Genomic DNA, 25,993 nt, shown 5'->3' on the forward strand with positions numbered 1-25,993 from the left:
GATTCAAAGGGGACTTATGAACACCAAGCTCTATGCCGGCGTGGCCTTTGCCGCGCTCCTGCTCCCGGCCTCGGCCTTCGCACAGTCGACCGGTTCGACCGATTTCGAATCGGAAGAAATCGTCGTCACCGGCAGCGCCGCGAACAACGGCGTCGAAGGCATCAAGATCCCCGACAGCCCCAAGGCGCGCGTCGTACTGGATCAGGAATTCATCGCGAAGCAGGCTCCCGGCAACACGGTGCTCGACGCGCTGAACATCGTTCCGGGCGTCAACTTCACCCAGAGCGATCCCTTCGGTTCGGCCGGCGGCAACATCCGCATCCGTGGTTTCGACGGCAACCGCGTCTCGCTGACCTTTGACGGTTTCCCGCTGAACGATTCGGGCAACTACGCGATCTATTCGAACCAGCAGCTCGACCCCGAGCTGGTCGACGAGATCAACGTCAACCTTGGCGCGACCGACATCGACAGCCCGACCGCATCGGCCGCCGGCGGCACCGTCAACTATCGCACGCTGATCCCGTCGGAGACGCTGTCGGCGACGCTGGTCGCCTCGTATGGCGATTTCGATTTCCACCGCGTGTTCGGCCTGATCGAAACCGGCAACCTGACCTCGTTCGGCACCCGCGCCTTCCTGTCGGCGTCGAAGGCTTCGAACGACAAGTTCCGTGGTCCGGGTGAAATTCGCAAGCAGCAGTTCAACGCCGGCATCTACCAGCCGCTGGGCGACAATGGCGACTTCATCCGTATTTCGGGCCATTACAACGAGAACCGCAACAACTTCTATCGCGCGGTTTCGGTGGGTGACCTGCGCACCTTGTTCGGCACCGGCGTGATCCCGGCGAACGCATCGGCATCGCCCGCCAACCCGATCCGCATCGACCTGAACAAGAGCCAGTTCGAAGCTGCGAGCAATTTCGAAAACGACGAATTCTGCTCGACGCCGACGCCGGTCAACGGCACCGCGCAGGCTGCCAACAATTGCTCGAACTACTATGGCATCCGCGTCAATCCGTCGAACACCGGCAACGTCCGCGCCAACTCGCGCTTCACGCTGTCCGACAAGCTGACGCTGACCCTCGACGGTTCCTACCAGTACACGCTGGCCCATGGCGGCGGCACCTCGACGCTGGCCGAGAATTCGGCACGCGCCAAGGGCAGCCTGACCACCTCGCAGGGTGTCGATTTCAACGGTGACGGCGATTTCCGCGACACGGTGCGCTTCTTCTCGCCGAACATCACCAACACCAACCGCTACACCGGCATCGCGTCGCTCCGCTACGACATCACCGAAGACCAGCGCGTTCGCGTCGCCTATACCTATGACAACGCCAACCACCGCCAGACCGGCGAATGGGGCTACCTCTATTCGAACGGCATGCCGGAGGACATCTTCTCGGGCCGCAATGGCCGCCCTGTCCTCGCCGCCGACGGTTTCGTGATCTCGCAGCGCGACCGCAAGTCGACCGCCCTGCTGAACCAGGTCTCGGGTGAATATATCGGTCGTTTCTTCGACCGCGCCTTCACGCTGCAGCTCGGTCTGCGTGCGCCGTTCTTCAAGCGCGATCTCGAAACCTATTGCCCGATCGAGGCGCGCGGTTCGGGCTTCGCCTATTGCACCAGCGAACCGATCGCATCGCTGCGCATCATCGCCCCGAACGCAGTCGTCCCGACCACCGGTGCGACGCCCTATTATGCGCCGTTCGCAACGACGTATAAGTATGACGCGCTGCTGCCCAACGCCGGCTTCACCTACAACTTCGTCGATACCAACATCAGCATGTTCGGTAGCTATGCGAAGGGCTTCTCGGCACCGCGCACCGACAACCTGTATCGTGCACCGTTCATCGGCGTGCAGCCGGAAAAGACCGACTCGTTCGATCTCGGCCTGCGCTACAACAGCCGCATCGTGCAGTCGCAGCTGACCGGCTGGTACATCAAGTACCAGAACCGCATCGTGTCGTCGTTCGACTTCGATCAGGGCATCTCGTTCGATCGCAACATCGGCGCAGTGGACAGCTACGGCTTCGATGCCACCGCCACCGTGCGTCCGACCACCTGGCTGGGCCTGACGGCGATCGCGTCGTACACCCACACCGAACTGCTCTCGAACGTGCAGACTGCCGGCACCACGGTCGCACAGACCAAGGGCAAGGCCGTGCCGGAAATGCCCGAATGGCAGTTCGGCGGCCGCGCGGAACTGAACTACGGCCCGGTCAACGTCGGCGTGCAGGGCAAGTGGGTCGACGAGCGCTTCCTGACCGACCTGAACGACGTGGTGGTCGGCGCCTACACGCTGGTCGATCTCGACGCACGCTTCAGCCTGGCAGACTATGGCCTGAAGCGCACCAACCTGTCGCTGAACGTCCGCAACCTGTTCAACGAACGGTATTTCGGCAACATCAGCACGCAGGTCGACGCATCGTCGGGCAATCCGAACCTGTCGGTCGGCTATCCGCGCACGGTCATCGGTTCGATCAAGTTCGGCTTCTAAGCCTTACCCGAACCCACCAAACGGCAACCGCCGTCCCGGCAACGGGGCGGCGGTTTTCGTTTGTGGCTCGCTTGCGCTAGAGGCACTTTTGCCAACTCGCCCCCGCCCGGCTATGACGCCCATGGGGGGCACAAGACGACTGACGGAGCGCATGACGCCGAAGCCCGCCATTTTCTCGCGCCCCTTCTTCGAACAGAAGAACCGCGCCTTCTGGCTGCTGCAGGCGGCCGGCTGGACCGGCTATCTGCTGCTGCGGTCCAGCTCGGCGGTGGCCAGCGCCGCGCCGCTGAAGATCGTGCTGGGCAATATCGTCGAGGTGATCGTCGGATATTGCCTGACGCTGTTGATGAGCGTCCTCTACGGCTATTACCGCTCGCTGCCGCGCGTGCCGGCGATCTTCCTGACGCTGTGCACCCTGTCGGCGGCGACCTTCGCCTATTCGCTGATCGACGCGTTCGTCTTTACCTTCATCCGCAACACCTCCCCCGATGTCAGCCTGTCGCTGGTGCTTGGCACGCTGTTCCTGAACTTCATGGTGCTGTCCGGCTGGTCGGCGCTCTATTTCGGGATCAATTTCTACCTGGTGGTCGAACAGCAGGTCGACGAGATGCGGATGCTTGAGATGCAGGCTTCGTCGGCACAGCTCGCCATGCTGCGCTACCAGCTGAACCCGCATTTCCTGTTCAACACGCTCAATTCAATCTCGACGCTGGTCCTGCTGAAACAGACCGAGAAGGCGAACGTGATGCTCAGCCGGCTGTCGTCGTTCCTGCGCTACACGCTGGCCAACGAACCGACCGCGCACGTCACGCTGGAGCAGGAGGTTGAAACCCTCAAACTCTATCTCGATATCGAGAAGATGCGGTTCGAAGATCGCCTGCGCACCAGTTTCGACATCGACGGCCGCGTGGCACACGCGCGGCTGCCGTCGCTGCTGCTGCAACCTTTGGTCGAAAACGCGATCAAATATGCGGTCACGCCGCAGGAGGACGGGGCCGATATCGCGATCACCGCTCGACTGGCCGGGGATCGGGTGCAGATCGCCGTGTCCGACACCGGCCCCGGCTTGATCGACGGGCCGAAGCGGCCGACGCTGTCCACCGGTGTCGGCATACAGAATATCCGGGACCGGCTGGCACAGGCGTATGGCCCCGACCATCGTTTCGAAACCCGCGGCGGAAACGACGGCGGTTTCGTGGTCGAGATCGAACTGCCGTACCAGACGCAAGACGTTACCAAAGAGGCTGCATGACCATCCGTACCATCCTTGTCGACGATGAATCGTTGGCCATCCAGGGCCTCGAACTGCGGTTGCAGGCGCATGAGGATGTCGAGATCATCGACAAGTGCCAGAATGGTCGCGAGGCGATCCGGTCGATCAAGACCCACAAGCCCGACCTCGTGTTCCTCGATATCCAGATGCCCGGCTTCGACGGCTTTTCGGTCGTGCAGGGGCTGATGGAGGTCGAACCGCCGCTGGTGGTGTTCGTCACCGCCTATAGCGACCATGCGATCCGCGCGTTCGAGGCGCAGGCCGTCGATTACCTGATGAAGCCGGTCGAGGAATCGCGCCTCGCCGACACGCTCGACCGCGTGCGCCAGCGCCTGACCGAAAAGCGCGGCCAGGCCGAGGTCGAGAAGCTGAAGGAAGTGCTGGCCGAGGTCGCCCCCGACACGGCCGCCGAAATGGAGGCCGAGGGCGACGACGCGGTCGGCGCGAACCGCTTCGAAAAGCTCATCAACATCAAGGATCGCGGCCAGATCTTCCGCGTCGATGTCGACACGATCGAGATGATCGAGGCGGCCGGCGACTACATGGTCATCAACACCGGCGACAATTCGCTGGTGCTGCGCGAGACGATGAAGGACCTCGAAAAGCGGCTCGACCCGCGCCGGTTCCAGCGGGTGCACCGCTCGACCATCGTCAATCTCGACCTGGTGAAGCAGGTGAAGCCGCACACCAACGGCGAATGCTTCCTGATCCTCGAATCCGGGTCGCAGGTGAAGGTCAGCCGCTCGTATCGCGACGTGGTGGCGCGCTTCGTCCACTGATGAGCGGGATTACCGTCGCGGCGCTGTACCGCTTCACGGACATTGCCGACCCGCAGGGGACCCGCGACACGTTGGAAACGGTGCTGGCGGGTGCGGACGTTCGTGGCACGCTGCTGGTCGCGAGCGAGGGCGTCAACGGCACCATCGCCGGCAGCGCGGAGGGCATCGCCACCGCGCTTGCCGCGATCCGCGCCCTGCCGGGCTGCGCCGATCTGGCGCCCAAGTTCAGCCACGCGGCGACGATGCCGTTCCACCGGCTGAAGGTGCGGGTGAAGCGCGAAATCGTGACGATGGGCGTGCCCGGCACCGATCCGACCGCGATCGTCGGCACCTATGTCGCGCCAGCCGACTGGAACGCGCTGATCGCCGATCCGGAAACGGTCGTGATCGACACCCGCAATGCGTATGAGGTGAAGGTCGGCACCTTCGCCGGTGCGATCGATCCGCAGACCGACAGCTTCCGCGATTTTCCCGACTGGTTCCGCGCCCATCGCGACGACCTGCTGGCGGGCAAGCGCAAGGTCGCGATGTTCTGCACCGGCGGCATACGCTGCGAAAAATCGACCGCCTTCCTGAAAAGCGAAGGGGTCGAGGACGTCTATCATCTCGATGGCGGCATCCTGAAATATCTGGAGGAAGTGCCCGAGCAAGCCAGCGCGTGGCAGGGCGAGTGCTTCGTCTTCGACGAACGCGTCGCGGTAGGGCACGGGTTGGCGCAAGGGACCCATGGCCTGTGTCGCGGCTGCCGCATGCCGGTCAGCCCGGAAGACCGCGCCTCGCTGCTGTTCGAGGATGGCGTGCAATGCCCCGCCTGCGCAGGCACGCGCGACGCGGCGACGCTGGCGGCGAAGGCGGAACGGCATCGGCAGGTGACGCTGGCGGCGAAGCGCGGGGAGCAGCATGTGGGCGCGCGGATGGATAAGGACGGCCAGTGATCGACCGGCCGTGGCTGCGGGAACAGCTCATTCCCGACGGCTCGGTGCGTCATATCATAGTGGAGCAGCCGGACGGCGACGACTGGCAACGACTTTGGTCGGCGTTACGCCGGCACGATCCTAAGCCGTCCTATTTCTGCGGAGCAGATCCGACGCGGATGCCACCGACGATCGAGTCGGTGTTCGCCCTGTCGCCCGAGCCGTCCCGAACGGTGCTGTTCGAATGGCGCGGGGTGACCGTCACGTTTTGCATCTACGGCGGATTGGAAGCAGACTTTACCGTCAATCCAGCCGACACCGATCACGATACCGCGATCGTCGACCTGTTGGGCTGGCTGGGTGATCTGCTGCACCGGCCAGTGACGCTGATCCACGAGAACCGGCCGGATTACACGATCCTGCATTATGACCCGGCGGATGGACGCTATGCCCATCCGCCATGGCCCTGAGCGGCGCTTACTCCGCCTCGTCCGCCTTCACGTCCTCGGCCGGCGCTTCCTCACCCTCGGCGGGGGTCTGGTAATAGGCTTCGACCGGGCCGGACAGCTTGATGGTCAGCGGCTGGCCCTTGCGGTCGACCTTCTTGCCGAGCGCGACGCGGATCCAGCCTTCGGAGATCGAATATTCCTCGACGTCGTTGCGCTCGGCGCCCTTGAAGCGGATGCCGATGCCACGCTCCAGCACGGGCTGGTTGAAATGCGGGCTGCGCGGATTGATCGAGAGGCGATCGGGGGGCGTATCAGTCATGGGCGCGGCCCATGCCGCAAAACGCCGCCCCCGCCAAGCGGAAAGGGCGGAGGATCGCTCCCCCGCCCCGCCCGATCAGTTGCAGACGCGCACGCGCACCGTCTGGTCATAATAGGGGTCGTAGCGGCGCTCGACCCAGCAACGCTGGTAGTTATTGTAGCGATAGGCGTAATACCCGTCGTTCGGGTAATAGCCGCGCTGACGATAATACCGATCGTCGTAATTATAGGCATAGCCACGGTCACGGTAATAACGGTCGCGATAGCGGCCGTCATTGGCGCTCGACACCAGCGCGGCGCCGATCGCGAGGCCGGCGATCCCGGCGACGACCGCCGCACCGCCATTGCCGCGATCGCGGTGCCAGCCACGGTCGTAGCCCCGATCATACCCGCGGCGCCACTGCGCATCGGCAGGGGCAGCGGCGGTAAGCGCGGTGGCGGCCAGCGACAGCCCCAGACCCGCCTTGGTCAGCAACGTCTTCATGCCAATCTCCTCTACATGTCCGGGGCATCGCGCCCTTGTCATGTCGACGCATCTGCGCCGATGATCGATTCGATACGACCGGGCGACTGAACGGACGCGGAACCGGACATTCACCGGCGGTTTAGGAAAAGGATACCCCATGGCGCACTGGCTGCTGAAGTCCGAACCCGGCAGCTATGGCTGGGACGATCTGGTGCGCGATACCGGCACCGAATGGGACGGCGTGCGCAACCATGCCGCCGCAAAACACCTGCGCGCGATGGCGGTCGGCGACCACGCGCTCTTCTATCATTCGGGCAAGGACAAGGCGGCGGTGGGCGTGGCGCGCATCGCCCGGACGGCGCAGGCCGATGGCGACGAAGGCTGGGTGTCGGTGCGAATCGAACCCGACCACCCCCTGCCCCGTGCCGTGACGCTCGCGGCAATGAAGGGCGAGGATGCGCTGAAGGACATGGCGATGCTGCGCCAGTCGCGGCTGTCGGTGTCGCCGGTCAGCGAGGCGGAATGGGCGGTGGTGATGGGGTTGGCAAAGGGCTGAGCCCTCCCCCTTTCGCCCCCGTTCGGTTCGAGCAGCTTCGAGCGAAGTCGAGAAGCGTGCGTCGAGAACGGGGGGAGACGGGGTGGACCTACGCCCCCTCCACCCGCGCCAGCCGTGGCGACAGCAGATGCACCAGCAACAGCGCCACGAAGTACGCCGACCCAGCAACGAAGAACAACGGCGCATAGCTGCCGATCCCATCGAGCACATAACCGGCATATTTCGCCATCAACATGCCCCCCACCGCGCCGACCGTCCCCCCGATCCCGACCACCGACCCCACCGCCGCACGCGGGAACAGGTCGGAGGGGAGCGTATAGAGGTTCGCCGAAAACGCCTGATGCGCCGCCGTGGCAATCCCGATCACCAGCACCGCGACCCACAGATTGTCGATCGACTGGGCGAACAGCACCGGCAGCACCGCCACCGCGCAGACGAACATCGTCGCCTTGCGCGCGAAGTTGACGCTCCGCCCGCTCGCGATCAGCCGCGACGACATCCATCCGCCTGCGACACTGCCCAGATCGGACAACAGGTAGATCGCGACCAGCGGCGGCCCGAAGCTAAGAAGATCGAGGTCGTAGCGCGTGCCCAGATAGCCCGGCAGCCAGAACAGGAAGAACCACCAGATCGGATCGATGCAGAATTTGCCCAGCGCATAGGCCCAGGTCTCGCGCTTCGTCACCAGCTTCGCCCAGGGTAGCCGCTGCACCGGATCGGCCGGGTCCTGTTCGATCCACGCCAGCTCGCCACCCGACAGGTTCCGGTGATCGCGTGGGGAGCGATAGAAGGCGAGCCACGCGACCAGCCAGACGAGGCTGACCACGCCGGTCACCACGAACGCCATGCGCCAGCCATAGGCGACCGTCAGTACCGGCACCGCCAGCGGGGTGATGATCGCGCCGACATTGGCCCCGGCATTGAACACGCCGATGGCGAAGGCGCGTTCCTTGGCCGGGAACCACTCGGTCACCGCCTTGATCCCGGCCGGGAAATTCCCCGCCTCGCCCAGCCCCAGGCCGAAACGCGCCATCGCGAACTGCGTCACGCCATATGCGCCGCCATGGGCGATGTGCGCCACCTGCCAGATGACGAAGGCGACGGCATAGCCCATCCGCGCGCCGATCACGTCGACGATCCGGCCAAAGCCGATATAGCCGATCGCATAGGCCATCTGGAAAAAGAAGATGACGTTGGCGAAGTCGGTTTCGCTCCAGCCAAGGTCCTTCGACAGCGTGGGTTTCAGCACCCCGATCATCTGCCGGTCGACATAGTTGATGACCGTCGCCATGAACAACAGCGCGACGATCCCCCAGCGATAGCGCCCCGCGCGCGCGACCGCGCGTTCGATGCCGTCACCCTGCTCCGTCATTCCACGCCTCCGCTTGCATCCTCTGCGGATCGACCCTTCTGACGAGGGTGATTCCGCGGTGTTCGTTTTGGGCGATGGCACCACGTCGCGCACCCACCGCCGCCGTCCCGGTGCCCACCGACCGTACCCCCGCGCAGGCGGGGGTCCAGAGCCACGGGATCAGGCCGTCGCGATCATCAACCCTGGCCCCCCGCCTGCGCGGGGGTACGGCCGGTGTCTGCGTTACCCGCCGCCGCCACGATCCCGCACCGCACATGCTGCACGCCGAAATCCGCCTCGAAGCGCTGGCCCGGCCGGATCTGGTGCACGCCGGTCACCGCGCCCGACGACACCCAGGTGCCTGGCATCAGCGCCTGCCCGCGCGCGGCAAGGCAATCGACCAGGAACGCGACCGCGCCGATCGGCCCGTCGAGCATCGCCCGCGCGGTGGCACTACCCACCACCGCATCGTCGATGCGTGATTCCACCGGCCAGTCGAGAAAACCCAATTCGCGCCAGCCGGGCACTTCCGCCCCGATCAACAGCCCGAAATTATTGCCGAAATCGCTGATCGTCACCAACGGCCCGTCGGCGTTGATCCCGGCATAGGGCGAACTGGCGATCTCCACGCCGATATGCACCGCATCGACCAGCGCCAGCGCCTCGTCCAGCGACAGGGCGGTGCGGCCCGCTTCGGGTGCCCGGCCGATCCGCACGCAATATTCCGCCTCCGCCGCGGCAAAGCCGTCGGCGATGACCGCCATCGTCGCCGTCTCCGCCCCGAATATCTGGTCGGCAAAGATCGGCCCGGCCAGCCGGTTGACGCCCAGCGTCGCATCCAGCGGCGCGTTGATCCGCCCGACCTTCCACCCGGCAGCGACGCGCCCGTCGATCGCGATCGCCCGGTCCTGGATGGCATAGGCTTCGGCCAGCGTCATCGGCGGCTCGCCTGGATAAGGCGACAGGCCGGCCGCCTGCTGCCGCGCCGTCACGAACGCCTGCGCGATACGATCGCGATTACCCATGCCCACAGCCTCTCCCGTTACTGCGACGGGCCTATAGGAAACCGGTGTCACACGCAAGGCGGTGAAATCGTCCCTCCGGGACATTGGCGGATCGCGCGCCCCACGCTATCGATTGCGCCATGAAGAAAACCGGCCAGCCGACCATCAACGACGTCGCCCGCCTCGCCGGAGTCTCCAAAAAGACCGTCAGCCGGGTCATCAACCAGTCGCCGCTCCTGAACGGAGAGACGCGCGACAAGGTGCAGGCGGTCATCGCCGAGCTTGGTTACATTCCCAATCCGCAGGCGCGCGCGCTGGCACTGCGGCGTAACTTCCTGATCGCGCTGATCCACGACAATCCCAATGCGCAGATGGTGTTGCGCGTGCAGCAGGGATTGCTGGAGGTGCTGCGCGACACCGAATTCGAACTGCTGGTCCATCCGGTCGATCGCGGCGCGCCCGACATGCGCGACGAAATCCGCCGCTTCCTCGAACGGCAGCGGCCCTATGGCGTGATGCTGCTGCCGCCCATTTCCGAAAACGATGCGCTGGCCGCGCTCTGTGCGCAGATCGGCTGCCGCTATGTCCGCATGGGGTCCGCCGCGTTCGACGACCCCGCGCATATGGTGTCGTCGAACGATCGGGAGGCGGTGCGCGGCGCGATCGATCACCTGTTCGCCGCCGGCCATCGCCGCATCTGCATGATCGCCGGCCCGCACGGCTTCCGCTCGGCGTTCGAGCGGCAACAGGGCTATGAAGAGGCGATGGAGGCCGCGGGCCTCGGCGTGCAACGCACCTGGATCGCGCAGGGCGACTATACCTTCGAATCGGGGATGCGCGCCGCCGAACGGCTGCTCGACCTGTCGCCGCGCCCGACCGCGATCTTTTCGTCGAACGACGAAATGGCGGCGGGGGCACTGCATATCGCCCGGCAGCGCGGGCTGGACGTGCCCGAAAACCTGTCGATCGTTGGGTTCGACGATACCTCGATCGCGTCGCACCTGTGGCCGCCGCTCACCACCGTCCGCTGGCCGATCGCCACCATGGCCCGCGCCGCCGCGCTGAAGCTGATCGGCGAGGACGACGACGAACCCGATGCCGATGCGCCCGAAGCGGAGGCGACGCTGTTCGTCTCGACGCTGATCCGCCGCGCCTCGGTCGCCAAGCCGCAGCCGTGACTTGCGGCGGCGGATGACACCGATTACCCTGCCGACTGACAAGGATATATCCGCCCACACCCGTTCCTGCTGAGTAGGGGCTGAGCGTGTCGAAGACCCGTATCGAAGCACCTTCGGCAGTCCTTCGATACGCCATTTCGACAAGCTCAATGGCTACTCAGGACAAACGGGAGCGTTGGCACGGGAGAGAGACTGCATGACCCTGCCAATCGCCCGCCGCGACGTGATCGCCGGTGCTGCCGCACTGGCGCTGGTCCGCCCCGCCCGCGCCGCCGCCGATCCGGTCGTCACAGCCCCAGCCGGACGCTGGCGCGGCACGACCGAAGCTGGCGTGCAGGTCTTTCGCGGCATCCGCTATGGCATCGACCCGACCCGCTTTCGGTTTCATGCCGTTACGGCACCCGCGCCGGTTCGCGACACGCTGGCCGCGACCGATTTCGCCCCGTCCTGCCCGCAACGTGCCAACATCGACAACCAGAATGAGGATTGCCTGTTCCTCAACATCTGGACCCCCGACGCCCGGCGCGGCGGCAACCGCCCGGTCATGGTCTATCTCCACGGCGGCGCGTACATGAACGGCACCGTGGTCGACCCGCTGGTCCACGGCCACCGCCTCGCCGCCGACGGCGACGTGGTAGTGGTGACGGTCAATCACCGCCTTAACGCACTCGGCTATCTCTACCTCGCCCGGCTCAACCCGCGCTTCCCCGACAGCGGCAATGTTGGACAACGCGATCAACTGCTCGCGCTGCACTGGATACGCACCAACATCGCGCACTTCGGCGGCGATCCGTCGCGCGTGATGCTGTTCGGCCAGTCGGGCGGCGGCGCAAAGATCGGGACGCTGATGGCGATGCCCGACGCCCACGGCCTGTTCCACGCCGCCGCGACGATGAGCGGGCAACAGGTCACCGCCTCCGGCCCGCTCAACGCCACCCGCCGCGCGCAGGCGTTCCTGGCCCGGCTGAAGGCCACACCTGCCGAAGCCGTGACCCTGCCGGTCGCCCGGCTGATCGACGCGCTGTCGGCCGAGGACCCGATCCTTGGCGGCGGGGTCTATATGGGGCCGGTGCTCGACATGCGCTCGCTCACCCGCCATCCCTTCTGGCCCGACGCCCATCCGCTTGGCCGGTCCATCCCGCTGATCCTGGGCAACACGCGGGAGGAAACCCGTGCCTTCATCGCCCCGCCGCCGGACCTCAGCTGGGACAATCTGGCGAGCCGAATCGCCCCGCAGCTGCGTGTCGATGCCCCGCCCGAATGGATCGTGGCGCAGTATCGCACTCAATTCCCGGCGATGACGCCGCACGACATCCTCTACCGCGCGACCACCGCCGGGCGCAGCTGGCCGGGACAGGTGATCGAAGCGGAAGCCCGTGCCGCCGCCGGGGCACCCACCTGGGTCTATCAGCTCGACTACAGCTCGCCGGTGCGCCCCGGCGGCGGCGCGGCGCATACCGACGACATCCCGCTGGTGTTCGGTACGCTCGACGCCGCCGGTTCGGTCAGCGGCACCGGCCCCGCCGCCCGGGCGTTGTCGGCCCGGATGATGGCGGCGTTCGTATCGCTGGCTCGCAACGGCCATCCGGCACGCGACTGGCCGCGCCACACCCTTCCCCGGCGCGCGACGATGGTGTTCGACACGACCAGCCGCGTGGTCGACGATCCCCGCCGCTGGGAACGCGAGCTGTTCGCCCGCTTTCCGTATATCCAGCCAGGGACGTGAGGGCGGCGGGTCGCATTGCCGCCGACCGGGACGGACGCTATCCTGACCAAGATGACATCGCCGTTGTGGATGCTCGCACTGGCAGCGGCCGGCCTTTATTCCCTCGCGCGCGGCATCGTTGACCTGCGCGCCAGGCGCTATGGCTGGGCGCTCGCGGGCCTCGCCAGCGCAGCCGTACTGCTTACCATTCCAATCCCGTCGCACGCGGTCAAAATCGACCTCCCTGCGCCCCGTTAAGTCACTGCCGCCGTCCGGTCGCCCAGTCCAGCGCCCCGCCGACATGGGCGAGCACGCGCGGATCGCTCCAGCTTTCCTTGCGATGCCCCAGCCCGGTGTAGATCACCCGCCCCTTCCCCACGCGATGCGCCCACGCCAGCGGCTTCGGGTTCACGTCGGTGGCGCCGATCGACTGCGGGTCGAAGGTCAGCAGATGGTCGATGTCGGTCGACAGGTCGCGAAAGCCGTACCATTCGTCAGCGATGCGGAAGTGTTCTGGAAGGCCGGCGGTCGCGGGATGGCGGTGCGGGGTCCGGGTCACCTCCGCCTCGGGCGTGCCCGGTGGATGCTGGGCAAAGCGCCCGCCGATCATCCGCGCATACCACGGCCAGTTGTAATGCGAATCAGCCGCCGCATGGATCGCAACGATGCCGCCGCCACCCTCGACATAGAGTTGCAGCGCATCGCGGCGCGGGCCGACGAACCATTCGCTCTCCGGCCGCTTCGGATCGGTGGTGGTCGATACCAGCACGATCGCGGCATAGCGCAGCGGCTGATCGAACACTGCCGGATCGTCGCTGGCGATCGGCTCCATCCCCTTGTCGCGTACCATTTTGGTCAGCGCGACGACGGCCACGGGAATCGAATCATGCACGAACCCGGTCGCGCGGTGGAACAGCAGCACGCGCGGCGCGGACATGCCCGGCACCGCGAACAGCAACGCCAGCAGCGTGACGACCAGCCGAACGATCATTGCCGCATCGCCCGGTCGCGCGCCGACAGCGATTCCTGGATCGGCCCCTTCTGCCCCGGATAGCGTCCCGATTTCGGCTCCATCGTCACCAGATCCCACTCCCCTTCGACGAACGGCGCCGTGGTCGGCACCGGATGGGGATATTCGCTCACTTGCCGTTCGTCGTCGATGATCTTTCCGCGCCCCTCGGCCACGAAAAACAGCACGCGAATGTCGTCGGCGTCGCGGTCCCATGGCCGCGCGCCGGCATTGGCCAGGACATGCGTCTCGACATCCTGTGCGGGCAGTACCGGCAGGCCGGTCGGCCACACCGGCGAAGTCTTCACCTCGATCAGCTTCGCCCGCGTAACCCCATAGCGCCCGAACATCGGCAGCGGCCCGCCATGCTTGTCGACCGCGACGTTATCGCGCCCGTGATAGCGCAGGTCGCCATCGCCGCCTAGCATCAGGAACGGCAGGTTCGCATCGGTCGACGGCCCGGCGCGCAGCACGTTGCCGACCGCCGACAGCTTGCCCTCCTGATACTCATGCCCGGCCCATTCCAGCGCCATCAGGTTGTAATGCACCGCGCGCGTGCCGGGGTCGTAGATCAGGTTGTTGACCACCGCCGCCTGCACGCCGCCCTTCAGCAACGGGCTGCGCTCGACATTATGGGCATAGATATTGCGCCAGATCAGGATGCCCGTCGCATTGTCGTGGACCAGCGATCCCTTGCTATGTTCCCCCTTGGGATGGCTCGCATCGGCCAGCCCTTCGGACAGCAGATTGTAGCTGAAGGTGATGTCGTGGCTGGTCCCGCGCCGCCAGTCGTCGGGCGTCGTGCCGGCAAAGCGCGGGCCGGAGGCGGACAGGTTTTCGTCCAGCGCCCAGCTCACCGTGCAATGGTCGACGATGACGTTGTGCGCCGACACGGTGTTCATCGCATCGACTTCCCAACCCGACCGCTTGGGCTGCCCGTCGAGGCCCGGCCGCACGCGCAGATGGCGGACGATCACGTCATGCGCGCGAATGTCGATGCCGCCGCGAATGATCGTGATGCCCGGCGACGGCGCGGTCTGCCCCGCGATGGTCAGATACGGTTCGGTGATGGTCAGCGTCGTGCGGCCAAGATCGATCACCCCGCCCACCTCGAACACGACGATGCGCGCGCCCTTAGCCTCCAGCGCCGCCTTGAATGATCCGGGGCCATCGGGCGCCAGCGTCGTCACGCGGATGATCCGCCCGCCGCGTCCGCCCGGTGTCGCCGCCGCCCAGCCCTGTGCCCCCGGAAACGCGCGCGCGGTGGCCGGCGTCGCGGCCTCCCGCGCCGGCGCAGCGGTCGCGATCATCGCGATCGGCAGCAGGCCGTACAGGGCCAAGGCGATCCGTCGGGTCATATCGTTTTCCTCTCCGCGCGCTTCTTGACAGCTTCGTCGTGACGGCACAATGTCGCGTTGACACCGGTTTCTCAAGCCGAAAACAACAAGACCGGATTCTCGTGGCGGATTGCACCGTCGCGGGGAGGATCGACGGAGGTACGGGCCGAACCGGGCACCGTGCGTCCGACAGGCTGGATGACCTGCGGGGCAGCAAAATGCCCCCGGTGTCATCGCGCAGGGAGAGGGATTGCCATGGAAGTTCGCACCGATCGTCGGCTCATTCGCGCGCTGCTCGCCGCGACGTCGCTCATCGCCGTTGCCGGCGCGGCGCACGCGCAGGAAGTACCCGCCCCGGCCGAGCCGGCACAGAGCGCCGACGATGCCGAGGGGGAGATCATCGTCACCGGCTTTCGCGCGTCGCTGAACGCCGCGCTGAACGTGAAGCGCCAGTCGGTCGGCGCGGTCGACGCAATCGTGGCGGAGGATATCGCCAAGTTCCCCGACCAGAACCTCGCCGAATCGCTACAGCGCATTCCCGGCATTGCGATCCAGCGCGACGGCGGCGAGGGCCGCGCGATCACGGTCCGCGGCCTCGGCGCACAGTTCACCCGTGTCCGCGTCAACGGGCTGGAAACGGTCACGACCTCCAGCGACGGGGCGTCGGCCAATCGCGACCGGTCGTTCGATTTCAATGTCTTCGCCTCCGAACTGTTCAGCTCGATCGTGGTGCACAAGACCGCCTCGGCCGATCTGGACGAAGGGTCGCTGGGCGCGGTCGTCGACCTGAACACCGGCAACCCGCTGGCGGGCAAGACCGGCGTGACCGTCGCCGCCTCGGCGGTCGCCAATTACAACGACCTGTCGAAGACGGTCGGCCCGCGCTTTGCCGGGCTGCTTGGATGGAAGTCGCCCGACGGCACGCTCGGCGCGTCGGTGTCGGTCGCGTACCAGGATACGGTGACCAAGGAGATCGGCAACAACACCGTCCGCTGGGCACAGGCGCGGTTCGATTCGGTCGACGGCACCCGCTGCTGGACCGCGCCGAACCGGGGCGGCACCTATGTCTCCAGCGCCGCGTGCGACAAGGCGGCGCTGTCGTTCCACCCGCGCATCCCGCGCTATGGCGAGGTGACGCACAGCCGCGAACGCCTTGGCATCACCGGCAGCGTGCAATGGGCGCCGACCGACGCGACCAAGGTGTCGATCGACGGTCTCTATTCGCGCTTCCGTGCCGATCGTCGCGAGAAATGGGGCGAGGTGCTGCTGCGCTCGAACGAGCGGCAGATCGACGTGCTGAACCCGACCTATGACGCGAACAACAACATGGTGTCGGCAACGCTGAACGACGCATGGGTCCGCACCGAACATTATCTGCGCCAGTCGCAGACCGAATTCTACCAGATCGGCGGCACCTGGGATCAGGACGTCAGCGACACGTTCCGCTTCACCCTGCTCGGCGGCTTTTCGAAATCGGACGCCAGCATTCCGCTCGAAACGACGGTCGTGTTCGATGATCGCGATGCGCAGGGCTATCGCTACGATTACAGTGACAAGAATTCGCCGCTGCTTGCCTTCGGGACCAGCGTCACCGATCCGGCCAATTTCCAGCTGGCCGAAATTCGCGACCGCCCGTCCGATGTGGTGAACCAGTTCAAGACCGCGCAGCTGCGCACCGAATGGGACGTGGCAGAGGGGTTCCAGGTCCGCGTCGGCGGGGTGTGGCGGCGCTATGACTACGACACCACGTCGTTTACCCGCGACACATCGGTGTGCGGCAATGGCGGACGCGACCTCGTGCTCGGCACGATCACCTGTTCGGCCAGCACCGCGTTCGGCCCGACCGCGATCTATGGCTTCCAGGTGACGCCGCAGCTGGCCGACCTGTTCACGCTGAAGGGGGCAAAGACCCCATCGGGCACGACGACCCAGTGGCTGATCCCGAACCTCGACGCGACGACGCAGTTCACCGGGCTGTATAATCGCCCGCTGGCACTCGACGTCGGCAACAACCGCGGCGTGACCGAGGAGACGAAGGGCGGCTATCTGCAATTCGATGCCAAGGGCACCGTGTTCGGCCTCGAATACGCCGCCAATGCCGGCATCCGCTATGTCCGCACCGACCAGTCGTCCTATGGCATCAACAGCGGCGTCAACGTGACGGTGAAGCGCGATTACGAGGACTGGCTGCCCTCGCTGAACGTCGCGCTCTATCCCACGCCCGACATCATCCTGCGCGGCGCGATCGCCAAGGTCATTACCCGCCCCTCGCTCGGCAACCTGACGCCGGGCGGATCGGCCGACGGGTTCAACTTCCGCGTGACCAGCGGCAATCCGTTCCTCGAACCGTTCCGCGCGACCAATTTCGACCTTGCCGCCGAATGGTATTTCGCACCGCAATCGGCCTTCTCGGTCGCGCTGTTCCGCAAGGACGTCGCGAGCTTCCCCGTAGCGATTTCACGCAGCGGTACCTTCACCGAAACCGGCCTGTCGCCGAACGTGCTGGTATCCTCCTCGCCCGCCGCGCTGAACCCCGCACTCCAGGCACAGGATATCTGGACGATCTCGACCACCGGCAACGGCAAGGGCGCCAAGCTCGACGGGATCGAGATCGCGTTGCAAGCGCCGTTCCGGTTCTTGCCGGGCTTCCTGCACAATTTCGGCGGGATCGTGAACGCGACGTTCGTGCGGTCGAGCGCTGACTATACGCAGCAAGGGCCGGCGACGGTGCCCGGCGGCACCCTGCCCAACGTCACCCGCACCGAAACGCTGTACAATGTATCGAAGCGCCAGTTCAACGCGACGCTCTATTACGAGGATGCCAAGTTCAGCGCGCGCAGCTCGGTCGCCTATCGTGGGCCGTATGTCGATGGCGGGTCGGGCACCGGCAATATCTTCGAAGGCTATGACTCGATCGCGAACGTCGATGCCTCGATCCGCTACAAGCTGACCGATTTCCTCGAACTGTCGCTGGAGGGAACGAACCTGACCGACGCCTATCGCCGCCGGATCACCGACGTCGATGCCCGCCGCAATTACGAGAACAACCATTTCGGGCGGACCTTGCTGGTGGGGGCGCGGGTCAAGATTTGATGGGCGCAGGCATCGTGTCGGACAAGTAGCCACGCACGACGGCGACCGTACTCCCCGAACCCCCTTGCCGCTCCCCGGATAACCGTCCACCACGACCCGCGAAGGGGACGCGCGATGGACGACCACGGCACGCGGCACGGCATTTCGCGCAGGTCGATGACGATCGCCGCCTTTTCGACGGTCGTCGAATGGTACGACTTCACGCTGTATCTCTACCTCGCGACGCTGTTGTCGCGGGTGTTCTATGGCGGGGGGGCGACCTCGCTGGCGGTAACGCTGGGCGGGTTTGCCGTGTCGTACCTGATGCGGCCCTTGGGCGCGCTGGTGTTCGGGCAGGTCGGCGACCGGTTCGGGCGGCGGCGGATGATGTTGCTGTCGATGGCGCTGATGACCATCGCCATGCTCGGCATCGCGCTGTTGCCGACGCGCGCCGCGATCGGGCCGGCGGCAGGGTGGCTGCTGCTGGCCTTGCGCTGTGTCATGGCCTTCTCGGTCGGCGGCGAATATACCGGGGTCGTCGCCTATCTTTATGAGGGCGCGCGGCCCGATCGCCGCGGGTTCATCACCTCCTCGGCCTCGGCGGCGAGCGAGGTCGGCGGGCTGCTGGCGGTGGGGATTTCGGCGGCGGTCGTGTCGTGGCTGTCGACGGCGCAGCTGGAGGCATGGGGCTGGCGCGTGCCCTTCTTCCTCGGCGCAGCGCTGGCCGCGACGATCGGCATCGCCCGATCGACGCTGCAGGAATCGCCCGAGTTCGAACGCCAGCAGCGCGACGGATCGGTGCCCGCCAATCCGATCGGCCATGCCCTCACCCATCACCGCGCCGCCATCGCGCGCGGCTTCGCGATCTCTGCGCTGGGGTCGATCACCTATTATGTCGGCATCGTCTATGTGCCCTCGTTCCTGACCAGTACCGGCGCGATGGGCGAAGGGGCGGCGCTGTGGCTGGCGACCGCCGCTGCCGTCATGGTGATCGCGGTCACGCCGCTGGTCGGGCTGTTGTCCGATCATGTCGGGCGCAAGCCGGTGCTGATCGCCATCTGCATCGCCGCCGCGATCCTGCCGATGACGATGTTCGCGTGGATGGCGGGCGCGGGCCCCGCCGCACTGATCGGCGCGCTGGTGCTGGCGGCGCTGGGCGGGGCGATGAGCGCGGTCGGCGCGGTCGCGACCGCCGAACAGCTGCCCGGCGAAGGACGGCTGAGCGGCCTCGCGCTGGGCGCCACGGCGGCTACCGCGATCTTTGGCGGGCTGACCCCGCTCGTCTCGCACTGGCTGCTGGAATGGAGCGGATGGGTGATGGTGCCAGGCGCGATGATCGCGGTCGTCGCGCTGGCGGTCGCGCCCGCCCTGCTGACACTGCGTCCGCCCCGGCATTGACCGACCCGGTTGCGATTTGCGTTTGACGCGGTTCGTGGAACATGGCTTCGCAAACAACATGACCGAACCGCATCCCCATACCCGGACGCTCGGCCGGCTGGTCGGCTATCGCCTGCGCCGGGCCTCCGCCGTCTTTGCCAGCGACTTTGCCGTGACGCTCGACGGGACCGGCGTCCGCCAGATCCCGATGGGCATCCTGGCGGTGGTCGCCGACAATCCGGGGATCAATCAGGGGACGGTCGGCCGCCTGCTGGGCATCAAGCGCGCCAACATGGTGCCGCTCATCAACGAACTGATCGAAGGCGGGTTGATCGTCCGCGAAACCGACCCGACCGACCGCCGTGCCTTCACCCTCACCATGTCGACGGCCGGCACGCAGCTGCTGACCGAATGCATCGCCCGGATCGAGGCGCATGAGGACCGGTTGCTGGCGGGCTTCAGCGATGCGGAAAAGGCGACGCTGCTCGACCTGCTGGAGCGGATCGAACAGCGCGCGGTGACGACCGACTAAAGCGGTTTTCGACCAGGTTGGATCACCGGCACGGAGGTGATTTCGGTTCGATGCGAGGCGCGAGGAGGGAGCGATGCCAAGCATCGTGACCGACGAGCAACGCTGCATCGGACCGAAAGCGCCCCGCCGCGTAGCGGTCGCCCGAAGGGCGATGACGGCGGTTCAACCTGGTCGAAAACCGCTCTTAGCGATCGGCGCTACAGCAGTTCCTTCAGCGGCACCCCCGCATCGGCCAGCCGGTCGCGCGGCGGCGATGAGCCATGTTCGACCAGCTTGCGCCCCTGCACATAGTCGCGGGTGACGTTCACGCAATCGAGCGCGATCACGCGCCCCTGCCGCAGATAGACGATCGAAAAGGCGCGCGCGGCCATGTCGCCGCGCACCACCGCATCGTCATAGCCGGTCGACAGCCCGACGGTCTGCAAGCGCAGATCATACTGGTTCGACCAGAACCATGGCAGCGCGGCGTGCGCCGGGGCGTTGCCGGTGGCGATCAGCGTCGCGACGGTCGCCGCCTGGTCGTTGGCGTTCTGCACGCTTTCGACCCGCAGGCGCGCATCCCCGGCAAAACGGTTCGCCTGCGCCGCGCAATCGCCGATCGCAAAGATATCGGGCAGCGAGGTGCGGCACCACGCATCGACATCGACGCCGTTGCCGCCCGCCGCGCCCGCCGCCAGCAGCGGGGCGACGGCGGGCACGATGCCGATGCCGACGATCACCATCTCGCAGGGGAAAGCGCCGCCATCGGCGGTGCGCACCGACAGCCCGCCGCCGTCGCCGCGCTCGACGCAATCGACCGTGACACCGGTACGCAGGTCGACGCCCGCCGCGCGATGTTCGGCGGCGTAGAAGGCGGATAGCGGCGCACCCGCGACGCGCGCCAGCACCCGGTCCTGCGCCTCCAGCAGCGTGACGTGTTTGCCGACCTTGGTCAGCACCGCCGCCGCCTCCAGCCCGATATAGCCGCCGCCGATGATGCAGACCCGCTGCACCCCGTCCAGCTCGGCCATGATCGCATCGACATCGGCGCGCGTCCGGACGCGATGGATGCCGGGCAGGTCGTGGCCGCTGCACGTCAGCCGGCGGGGGCTGCCGCCGGTGGCCCAGATCAACCGGCCATAGCCGAAGGTCGCGCCATCGTCGGTCACGACCCGGTGGGCATCGGCATCGACGCTGGCGACACGGCGGCCCAGCAACATCTCGACCGACCGTTCGGCCCAGAAGGCGGCGGGGCGGATCAGGATGCGCTCGAACGCCTTCTCCCCGGCCAGATATTCCTTGGACAGGGGCGGGCGTTCATAGGGCAGCTCGGCTTCGTCGCCGACAATCGCGACGGTGCCGGCAAACCCCTTTTGCCGGAGCGCAATCGCCGCCTGCGCGCCGCCATGCCCTGCGCCGACGATCAGCACGTCGAACCGGCGCTCGCTCATTCGGCGTCGGCCTGCTCGCGCGCGATCGCCCGGTCGATCATCAACCGCGACCGCACGCCACCGGCATCGATGTTCAGCTTCAGCAGCTTGCGTTCGGGGAACTGGGTCAGGTTGCGTTGCTGCTGTTCCAGCATGTCGAGATCCTCCGAGAAGATCTTTCCCTGCCCCTCGCGGATCGTGTCGGTCAACGCCGCATCGTCGATGGCGAACTGCCGCGCCATGCCCCAGAAATACCAGTGCGACGTCTCCGTCTCCGGCGTGATGAAGTCGACGACGATGCTCGCCGCCTTCTTGTCCGCCGGGGCGTCGTAGCCGCCCTCCCCGGCCAGCGCGACGCCGACCTCGATCATCACATGGCTGGGCAGGGCGAAGCGGCATTTCTGCCACCGGTCGACGACCGCATCCTCGGGCAGCCCCGCGCCGCGCAGCGCCATCTGCCAGAACGGCGGCGCGGTCACCCCGTCCATCGTCCGGCTGGTCACGACCTCTTCGGGCGTCACCTCGGTCCTGACCGGCGCTTCGTCGATCTCCTTCTGCCCGATGCTGCTGGCATGGACATAGGTTTCGTGGGTCAGGTCCATCAGGTTGTCGATCATCAACCGATAATCGCACGCGATGTGGAACAGCCCCCCGCCATAGGCCCAGTCGGCGCTTTCCGCCCAGGGGAGCGGGTGCAGCTTGTCCGCCGACGCCTCCGCCGGATCGCCCGGCCACACCCAGACAAAGCCATAGCGTTCGATCACCGGGAAATTGTGGGCGGAGGGAAACCGGTCGACCTGCTGCCCCGGCATGTTGTCGGGCCGTCCTTTGCAGTTCAGCGCCAGCCCGTGATAGCCGCAGACGATCGTATCGCCGCGCACGAAGCCCAGCGACAAGGGCGCGCCGCGATGCGGACAGAAATCCTCCAGCGCGACGACGCCGCCGCTTTGCGGACGGAAGAACACCATGCGCCGCCCGGTGATCTGGCGGGCCAGCGGCTTTTCGGTAATTTCGGCGGCGGTGGCGGCGACATACCACGCGTTGCGCGGCCATGGCGTGCGCGGCGCGTCGGCGGTGGCAACGCGCGGCTTGGGCGGGGCGACGAGGGTATCGGTGGTCATGTCCTGCTCCTGTGCGGCCGCTGGTGGCGGCTCTCGATCCATGCGCCGATGCTATCACCCGGCCACGTCATAAGCATCGCGCATCATCGTTATACGCAGTATAAGCCATGGATATGATACCGCTCGATCTCAACCTGCTGCGCGTGCTCGACGCCCTGTTTTCGCAAGCGAGCGTATCGGGCGCGGCGCGGGCGCTGGGATTGACCCAGCCGGGGGTCAGCATCGCGCTGCGCCGGCTGCGCGAGCATTTCGGCGACGACCTGTTCGTGCGACAGGGCGGCGCGATGGTGCCGACCGCGCTGGGGGAGGCGTTGCGCGATCCGGTGTTGCGCACGCTGGCGACGATCCAATCCGAAATCCTGCCCGCCGGCCGGTTCGACCCCGCCCGCTCCGATCGCAGCTTCACCATCAGCCTGTCGGACCTCGGCGACCTCGTGTTCCTGCCCGACCTGATGGCGCGCCTGCGCGAGCGCGCACCGGGCGTGACGGTGCGGTCGGTGGCGACCGAACCCGCCCAGCTGGTCGACGGCATGGCGCGCGGTACGATCGACCTCGCCATCGGCCATCTGACCGACGCCAATTCGGCCAGCCTGTTCGAACAGACGCTGTTCGTGCAGCATTTCGTCTGTCTGGTGCGGGGGCGTCATCCGACGATCGGCGAGGCACTGTCGCTCGACCAGTTCCTCGCGGCCGACCATATCGTCGTATCGCAGGAGGGGCGCAGCCAGGAACGGTTCGAACGGCAGGTGCGCGAACTGGGCCTCGACCGCCGCATCGCGCTGCATTCGCCGCATTTCATGAGCGTGCCGCTGCTGGTCGCGGGGTCGGACATGATAACGGTCGTGCCGCAGGCGGTGGGACGCATCTATGCGCGACTGCTCGGGCTGAAGCTGCTGCCGCTGCCCTTCGCCGTGCCCGGCGTCGAACTGCGGCAATTCTGGCACCGCCGCTCGCACACCGATCCGGCGGTGTCGTGGCTGCGCAAGCTGGTCGCCGAATGCTTCATCGGCCGCGATCCGACGCAGGCGCGCGATTCAGCCTTCTGGGCCGATTACAGCGAATGACCGGGGCGGCTCCCCGCCGCCCCGGCCCTCCGCATCAACGCAAATTCATGCCCAGCCGCACGCCATAGGTGCGCGGCGGATCGTAATTGGCGGTGGTCGAACTCCACACCGTCACCAGCGTGTTGGGCACGCGGCTGTCCTCGACATTGTTGACGAAGGCAGTGATCGAATAGCGGTCGTCGGCATCCTCGAACCGCAGGTTCAGGTCGGTTTTGGTATAGGCGTCGCGCCGGCTCTGCGCGTAATTCTGCACGTCGCTATAGGTGTGCGACTGGGCATAGAAATCGACGCTGGGGATCACCCGCCCGCCGCTGCTCAGGTCAAAGGTGTGGGCATAGCTGAACCGCCCGCTCCACTCCGGCGCATTGGCCAGCCGGTTGCCCGACGCATCGAGGCTGAGATTGGCGGGCAGCGGGCGGAAGCCGAACGCCGGGGCGAACGCGTTGTAGTTGCCGCTCGCCGAATTCAGGTTGTCCGATGCGGTGGCAAAGGATTTGATCCGCGCGTCGAGGTAGGACAGGTATCCGCTGATCCGGTCATTGGACGTCGGGCGCAGGCTCGCCTCCAGCTCGATCCCGCGCAGGCGTGCGGTAGCGGCGTTGGTGGTCACGGCCGACACCTGGTTGGTCAGCGGGTTCAGCACGATGCTGGACACCTGCAGGTCCTTATACTCCATGTTGAAGCCGGTGGCGCTCAGATACAGCTTGCCGCCCATCAACGTGGTGCGGATGCCCGCTTCGTAATTGGTGACCGTTTCCGGGCGATACTGGCGGAATTGCGGCGCATTGCCGCTCGCCTCCAGCCCGCCGCCGCGGAAACCGGTGCTGACCGTGGCATAGACCAGCGTGGTCGGGCTGACCTCGTAATTGGCGCCCACCTTCCAGCTGATATTGTCGAACTTTGCTTCCGGCCGGTTGGTGTCGTTCGACAGGGCGAAGACGAACGGGATGCCGGGACAGGTCGTGGCGGTTATGTTCTGCCGATTGATCGTGTCGCCGGGGCAGACCAGTTCGATGTTGCGCGCATTCACCTGTTCCCAGGTCGAACGGATGCCGCCGATCAGTTTCAGGCCCGGCAGGATCTCCAGCGTCCCCTGCCCGAACACCGCCTGCGACTTGGTGCCCTGCCCGCGATAGCTGGTGACGACATCGACGCCGCTGATCGTCGAGATGCCGGTGCCGGTCCCGGCGACCTTCGCGCCGATCAAATTGTAGACGGTGTTGAACGGCGCGGGCGCGGTGTCGCCGGCGTGGAGCAGCCGCGTGCCCGAGGGCTGGCGATCCTGGTACAGGAACCCGCCGAGCACGAGGTTCAGGATGCCACGATCGTAATTGACGTCGACCTCGTGCGACCAGCTTTCGGTGCGGCGATCGATCGATTCCTGCGTGAACACGCCCGTAGCGGCGTCGACACCGTCGTTCTTCAGCAGCGTATAGCCCGCCAGATAGGTGAGCGAGAGGCCATCGGCGACCTGCCACGCCAGCCGCGAGCGGGCGGAGTAGTATTCGAGGTCCATGCGGTTGTCGGTCACCGCCGCCTGCCCGACGTTCAGCGCGTCGGTCTCGATCACCGTCCGCGGGCCAAAAGTGCCGGCGGCGAGGTTCCCCTGCGGGTACGTGTTGATGCTGGTCAGGTAGCTGGCCGGGATCGTCCCTTCGTTCCGGCCATAGTTCAGCGACAGCCGCCACGTCACCGGCCCGACATCGAGCAGCGAGGTGACGCGCAGGCCCGACTGGTCGGTCTTGCTGTATCCGTGGCGCGCGCCGAAATGATCGTCCACCCCGTCGTCGACCTGACGATAGGCGGCAAAGCGCAGCCGCCACGCATCGCTGACCGGCAGGTCGACTGCGGCCCGCGCGCGGACTTCGTTGAAGCGGCCGACCTGCAGATCGGCGGTGACGCCGCGCGTCTTGCGCGGGTCGGCGGTGTTGATGTTGACGACGCCGGCGGTGGCATTGCGGCCATAGACCGTGCCCTGCGGCCCGCGCAGCACTTCCACCGCGCCTAGGTCGTACAGCCCGAACGACAGCGCCTGTGCCGAGGGTTCGTAGATGCCGTCGATCTGCGTCGCGACGGTCGAATAGCCGCTGAAGCTGTTGTTGCTGCCGATGCCGCGCACCGCGAACCCGTTGGCACTCAGTTGCAGGTTGGGCACGGTCGTCGCCAGCGCCGAGGCGGAATCGACGCCCTGCCGGGTCAGCGCATCCTGCGACACCACGCTGATCGCGATCGGTGCGCGCGACAGGCGTTCGGATGTCTTCTGCCCCGTGACAATGATGTCGCCGACCGCGCTGTCGTCGCTGGCGGCGGTCGGTTCGGCGGGCGGCGCGGCATCCTGTGCCCAGGCGGTCGTCGGCAACAGCGCGGTCCCGGCCAGCAGCAACGTCCATCTACGCATCATCATCTCCCCGGTGTCGGTCAGGTTTGACGGACACGAACAGGGGATGGCGACCGGCCGCGACGCGCGACAGGCCGACCATGCGGCGGTCCCGCATGGCGATCTCTCCTCCGTTGGCATCCTCCAACTGCAATACGTCATAGCTATCTTTTCAATCGTTTGCAAACGGAAGTTGCAGCGACAGAAA

Annotated in this window: 22 protein-coding genes; 13 read left to right on the top strand and 9 right to left on the bottom strand. The window is 66.4% G+C overall.

The genetic code is table 11. The annotated features are described in order from the left end of the window. Positions 1-16: 16 nt before the first annotated feature. The 5 genes from ASE58_RS03935 (at position 17) to ASE58_RS17805 (ending at position 5,930) form a co-directional block, all read left to right on the top strand. Positions 17-2,494, top strand: coding sequence for a TonB-dependent receptor (locus ASE58_RS03935; protein ID WP_055817975.1), 2,478 nt, complete (start codon positions 17-19; stop codon positions 2,492-2,494). A gap of 151 nt (positions 2,495-2,645) precedes the next feature. Beyond that, positions 2,646-3,746 carry a sensor histidine kinase gene (locus ASE58_RS03940; protein WP_055817977.1) on the top strand — a complete coding sequence of 367 codons (1,101 nt, stop codon included), beginning with the start codon at positions 2,646-2,648 and terminating at the stop codon, positions 3,744-3,746. Continuing rightward, positions 3,743-4,546, top strand: coding sequence for a LytR/AlgR family response regulator transcription factor (locus ASE58_RS03945; RefSeq protein ID WP_055759444.1), 804 nt, complete (start codon positions 3,743-3,745; stop codon positions 4,544-4,546). The genes ASE58_RS03940 and ASE58_RS03945 overlap by 4 nt, the downstream gene beginning before the upstream one ends. Next, positions 4,546-5,481 (top strand): oxygen-dependent tRNA uridine(34) hydroxylase TrhO, encoded by a 936-nt coding sequence (trhO, locus tag ASE58_RS03950; RefSeq protein WP_055817979.1) that lies wholly within the window; start codon positions 4,546-4,548, stop codon positions 5,479-5,481. Before ASE58_RS03945 ends, trhO begins: the two co-directional genes overlap by 1 nt. Beyond that, the gene (locus ASE58_RS17805) at positions 5,478-5,930 is read left to right on the top strand and encodes a hypothetical protein (RefSeq protein WP_156347595.1); all 453 of its coding nucleotides are present in this window, start codon (positions 5,478-5,480) and stop codon (positions 5,928-5,930) included. The genes trhO and ASE58_RS17805 overlap by 4 nt, the downstream gene beginning before the upstream one ends. Before the next feature lie 7 nt (positions 5,931-5,937). Here the strand turns inward: ASE58_RS17805 and ASE58_RS03960 are convergent, their stop codons facing one another. Further along, entirely contained in the window at positions 5,938-6,228 is a 291-nt protein-coding gene (locus ASE58_RS03960; RefSeq protein ID WP_055759439.1) for a DUF3297 family protein, read from the bottom strand. Positions 6,229-6,303: 75 nt separating this feature from the next. After that, the gene (locus ASE58_RS03965) at positions 6,304-6,711 is read right to left on the bottom strand and encodes a hypothetical protein (RefSeq protein ID WP_055759435.1); all 408 of its coding nucleotides are present in this window, start codon (positions 6,709-6,711) and stop codon (positions 6,304-6,306) included. A gap of 139 nt (positions 6,712-6,850) precedes the next feature. On the opposite strand from ASE58_RS03965, the gene ASE58_RS03970 reads away from it, so the two are divergent. Beyond that, entirely contained in the window at positions 6,851-7,249 is a 399-nt protein-coding gene (locus tag ASE58_RS03970; RefSeq protein ID WP_055817983.1) for an EVE domain-containing protein, read from the top strand. Positions 7,250-7,337: 88 nt separating this feature from the next. Here ASE58_RS03970 and ASE58_RS03975 read toward each other — a convergent pair whose 3' ends face one another. Continuing rightward, the gene (locus tag ASE58_RS03975; RefSeq protein ID WP_055817986.1) at positions 7,338-8,621 is read right to left on the bottom strand and encodes an MFS transporter; all 1,284 of its coding nucleotides are present in this window, start codon (positions 8,619-8,621) and stop codon (positions 7,338-7,340) included. A 176-nt stretch (positions 8,622-8,797) separates the two neighbouring features. After that, positions 8,798-9,625, bottom strand: a complete 828-nt coding sequence (locus ASE58_RS03980) for a 2-keto-4-pentenoate hydratase (protein ID WP_055817988.1) — start codon at positions 9,623-9,625, stop codon at positions 8,798-8,800. 119 nt (positions 9,626-9,744) lie between these two features. On the opposite strand from ASE58_RS03980, the gene ASE58_RS03985 reads away from it, so the two are divergent. From ASE58_RS03985 to ASE58_RS03995, 3 genes are all read left to right on the top strand, one after another. Then, the gene (locus ASE58_RS03985; protein WP_055759427.1) at positions 9,745-10,782 is read left to right on the top strand and encodes a LacI family DNA-binding transcriptional regulator; all 1,038 of its coding nucleotides are present in this window, start codon (positions 9,745-9,747) and stop codon (positions 10,780-10,782) included. 196 nt (positions 10,783-10,978) lie between these two features. Then, on the top strand, positions 10,979-12,508 hold the full coding sequence (locus ASE58_RS03990) for a carboxylesterase/lipase family protein (RefSeq protein ID WP_200909286.1): 1,530 nt from the start codon (positions 10,979-10,981) through the stop codon (positions 12,506-12,508). Positions 12,509-12,559: 51 nt separating this feature from the next. Continuing rightward, positions 12,560-12,745 carry a hypothetical protein gene (locus ASE58_RS03995; protein ID WP_055818212.1) on the top strand — a complete coding sequence of 62 codons (186 nt, stop codon included), beginning with the start codon at positions 12,560-12,562 and terminating at the stop codon, positions 12,743-12,745. A 1-nt stretch (position 12,746) separates the two neighbouring features. Here the strand turns inward: ASE58_RS03995 and ASE58_RS04000 are convergent, their stop codons facing one another. Beyond that, positions 12,747-13,478 (bottom strand): ThuA domain-containing protein, encoded by a 732-nt coding sequence (locus ASE58_RS04000; RefSeq protein ID WP_055817990.1) that lies wholly within the window; start codon positions 13,476-13,478, stop codon positions 12,747-12,749. Further along, a complete protein-coding gene (locus ASE58_RS04005) occupies positions 13,475-14,854 on the bottom strand; it encodes a pectate lyase family protein (protein WP_055817992.1) in 1,380 nt (459 codons plus the stop codon). Before ASE58_RS04005 ends, ASE58_RS04000 begins: the two co-directional genes overlap by 4 nt. Before the next feature lie 234 nt (positions 14,855-15,088). On the opposite strand from ASE58_RS04005, the gene ASE58_RS04010 reads away from it, so the two are divergent. The 3 genes from ASE58_RS04010 (at position 15,089) to ASE58_RS04020 (ending at position 19,814) form a co-directional block, all read left to right on the top strand. After that, positions 15,089-17,926: a TonB-dependent receptor gene (locus ASE58_RS04010; RefSeq protein ID WP_055817994.1), complete on the top strand. Its 2,838-nt coding sequence runs from the start codon at positions 15,089-15,091 to the stop codon at positions 17,924-17,926. A 114-nt stretch (positions 17,927-18,040) separates the two neighbouring features. After that, positions 18,041-19,303, top strand: coding sequence for an MFS transporter (locus ASE58_RS04015; RefSeq protein WP_055817996.1), 1,263 nt, complete (start codon positions 18,041-18,043; stop codon positions 19,301-19,303). 58 nt (positions 19,304-19,361) lie between these two features. Beyond that, positions 19,362-19,814 carry a MarR family winged helix-turn-helix transcriptional regulator gene (locus tag ASE58_RS04020; RefSeq protein ID WP_055818214.1) on the top strand — a complete coding sequence of 151 codons (453 nt, stop codon included), beginning with the start codon at positions 19,362-19,364 and terminating at the stop codon, positions 19,812-19,814. Positions 19,815-20,011: 197 nt separating this feature from the next. Here ASE58_RS04020 and ASE58_RS04025 read toward each other — a convergent pair whose 3' ends face one another. Continuing rightward, positions 20,012-21,244 carry an NAD(P)/FAD-dependent oxidoreductase gene (locus ASE58_RS04025; RefSeq protein WP_055817998.1) on the bottom strand — a complete coding sequence of 411 codons (1,233 nt, stop codon included), beginning with the start codon at positions 21,242-21,244 and terminating at the stop codon, positions 20,012-20,014. Next, on the bottom strand, positions 21,241-22,344 hold the full coding sequence (locus ASE58_RS04030; protein ID WP_082467643.1) for an aromatic ring-hydroxylating oxygenase subunit alpha: 1,104 nt from the start codon (positions 22,342-22,344) through the stop codon (positions 21,241-21,243). Before ASE58_RS04030 ends, ASE58_RS04025 begins: the two co-directional genes overlap by 4 nt. Before the next feature lie 113 nt (positions 22,345-22,457). Here ASE58_RS04030 and ASE58_RS04035 point away from each other — a divergent pair, with 113 nt between their 5' ends. Beyond that, on the top strand, positions 22,458-23,408 hold the full coding sequence (locus tag ASE58_RS04035) for a LysR family transcriptional regulator (protein WP_235515893.1): 951 nt from the start codon (positions 22,458-22,460) through the stop codon (positions 23,406-23,408). A 34-nt stretch (positions 23,409-23,442) separates the two neighbouring features. Here the strand turns inward: ASE58_RS04035 and ASE58_RS04040 are convergent, their stop codons facing one another. Continuing rightward, positions 23,443-25,806 (bottom strand): TonB-dependent receptor, encoded by a 2,364-nt coding sequence (locus tag ASE58_RS04040; protein WP_162233501.1) that lies wholly within the window; start codon positions 25,804-25,806, stop codon positions 23,443-23,445. Positions 25,807-25,993: the final 187 nt, after the last annotated feature.

The sequence above is a fragment of the Sphingomonas sp. Leaf9 genome (assembly GCF_001421355.1).
GTDB lineage: Bacteria > Pseudomonadota > Alphaproteobacteria > Sphingomonadales > Sphingomonadaceae > Sphingomonas.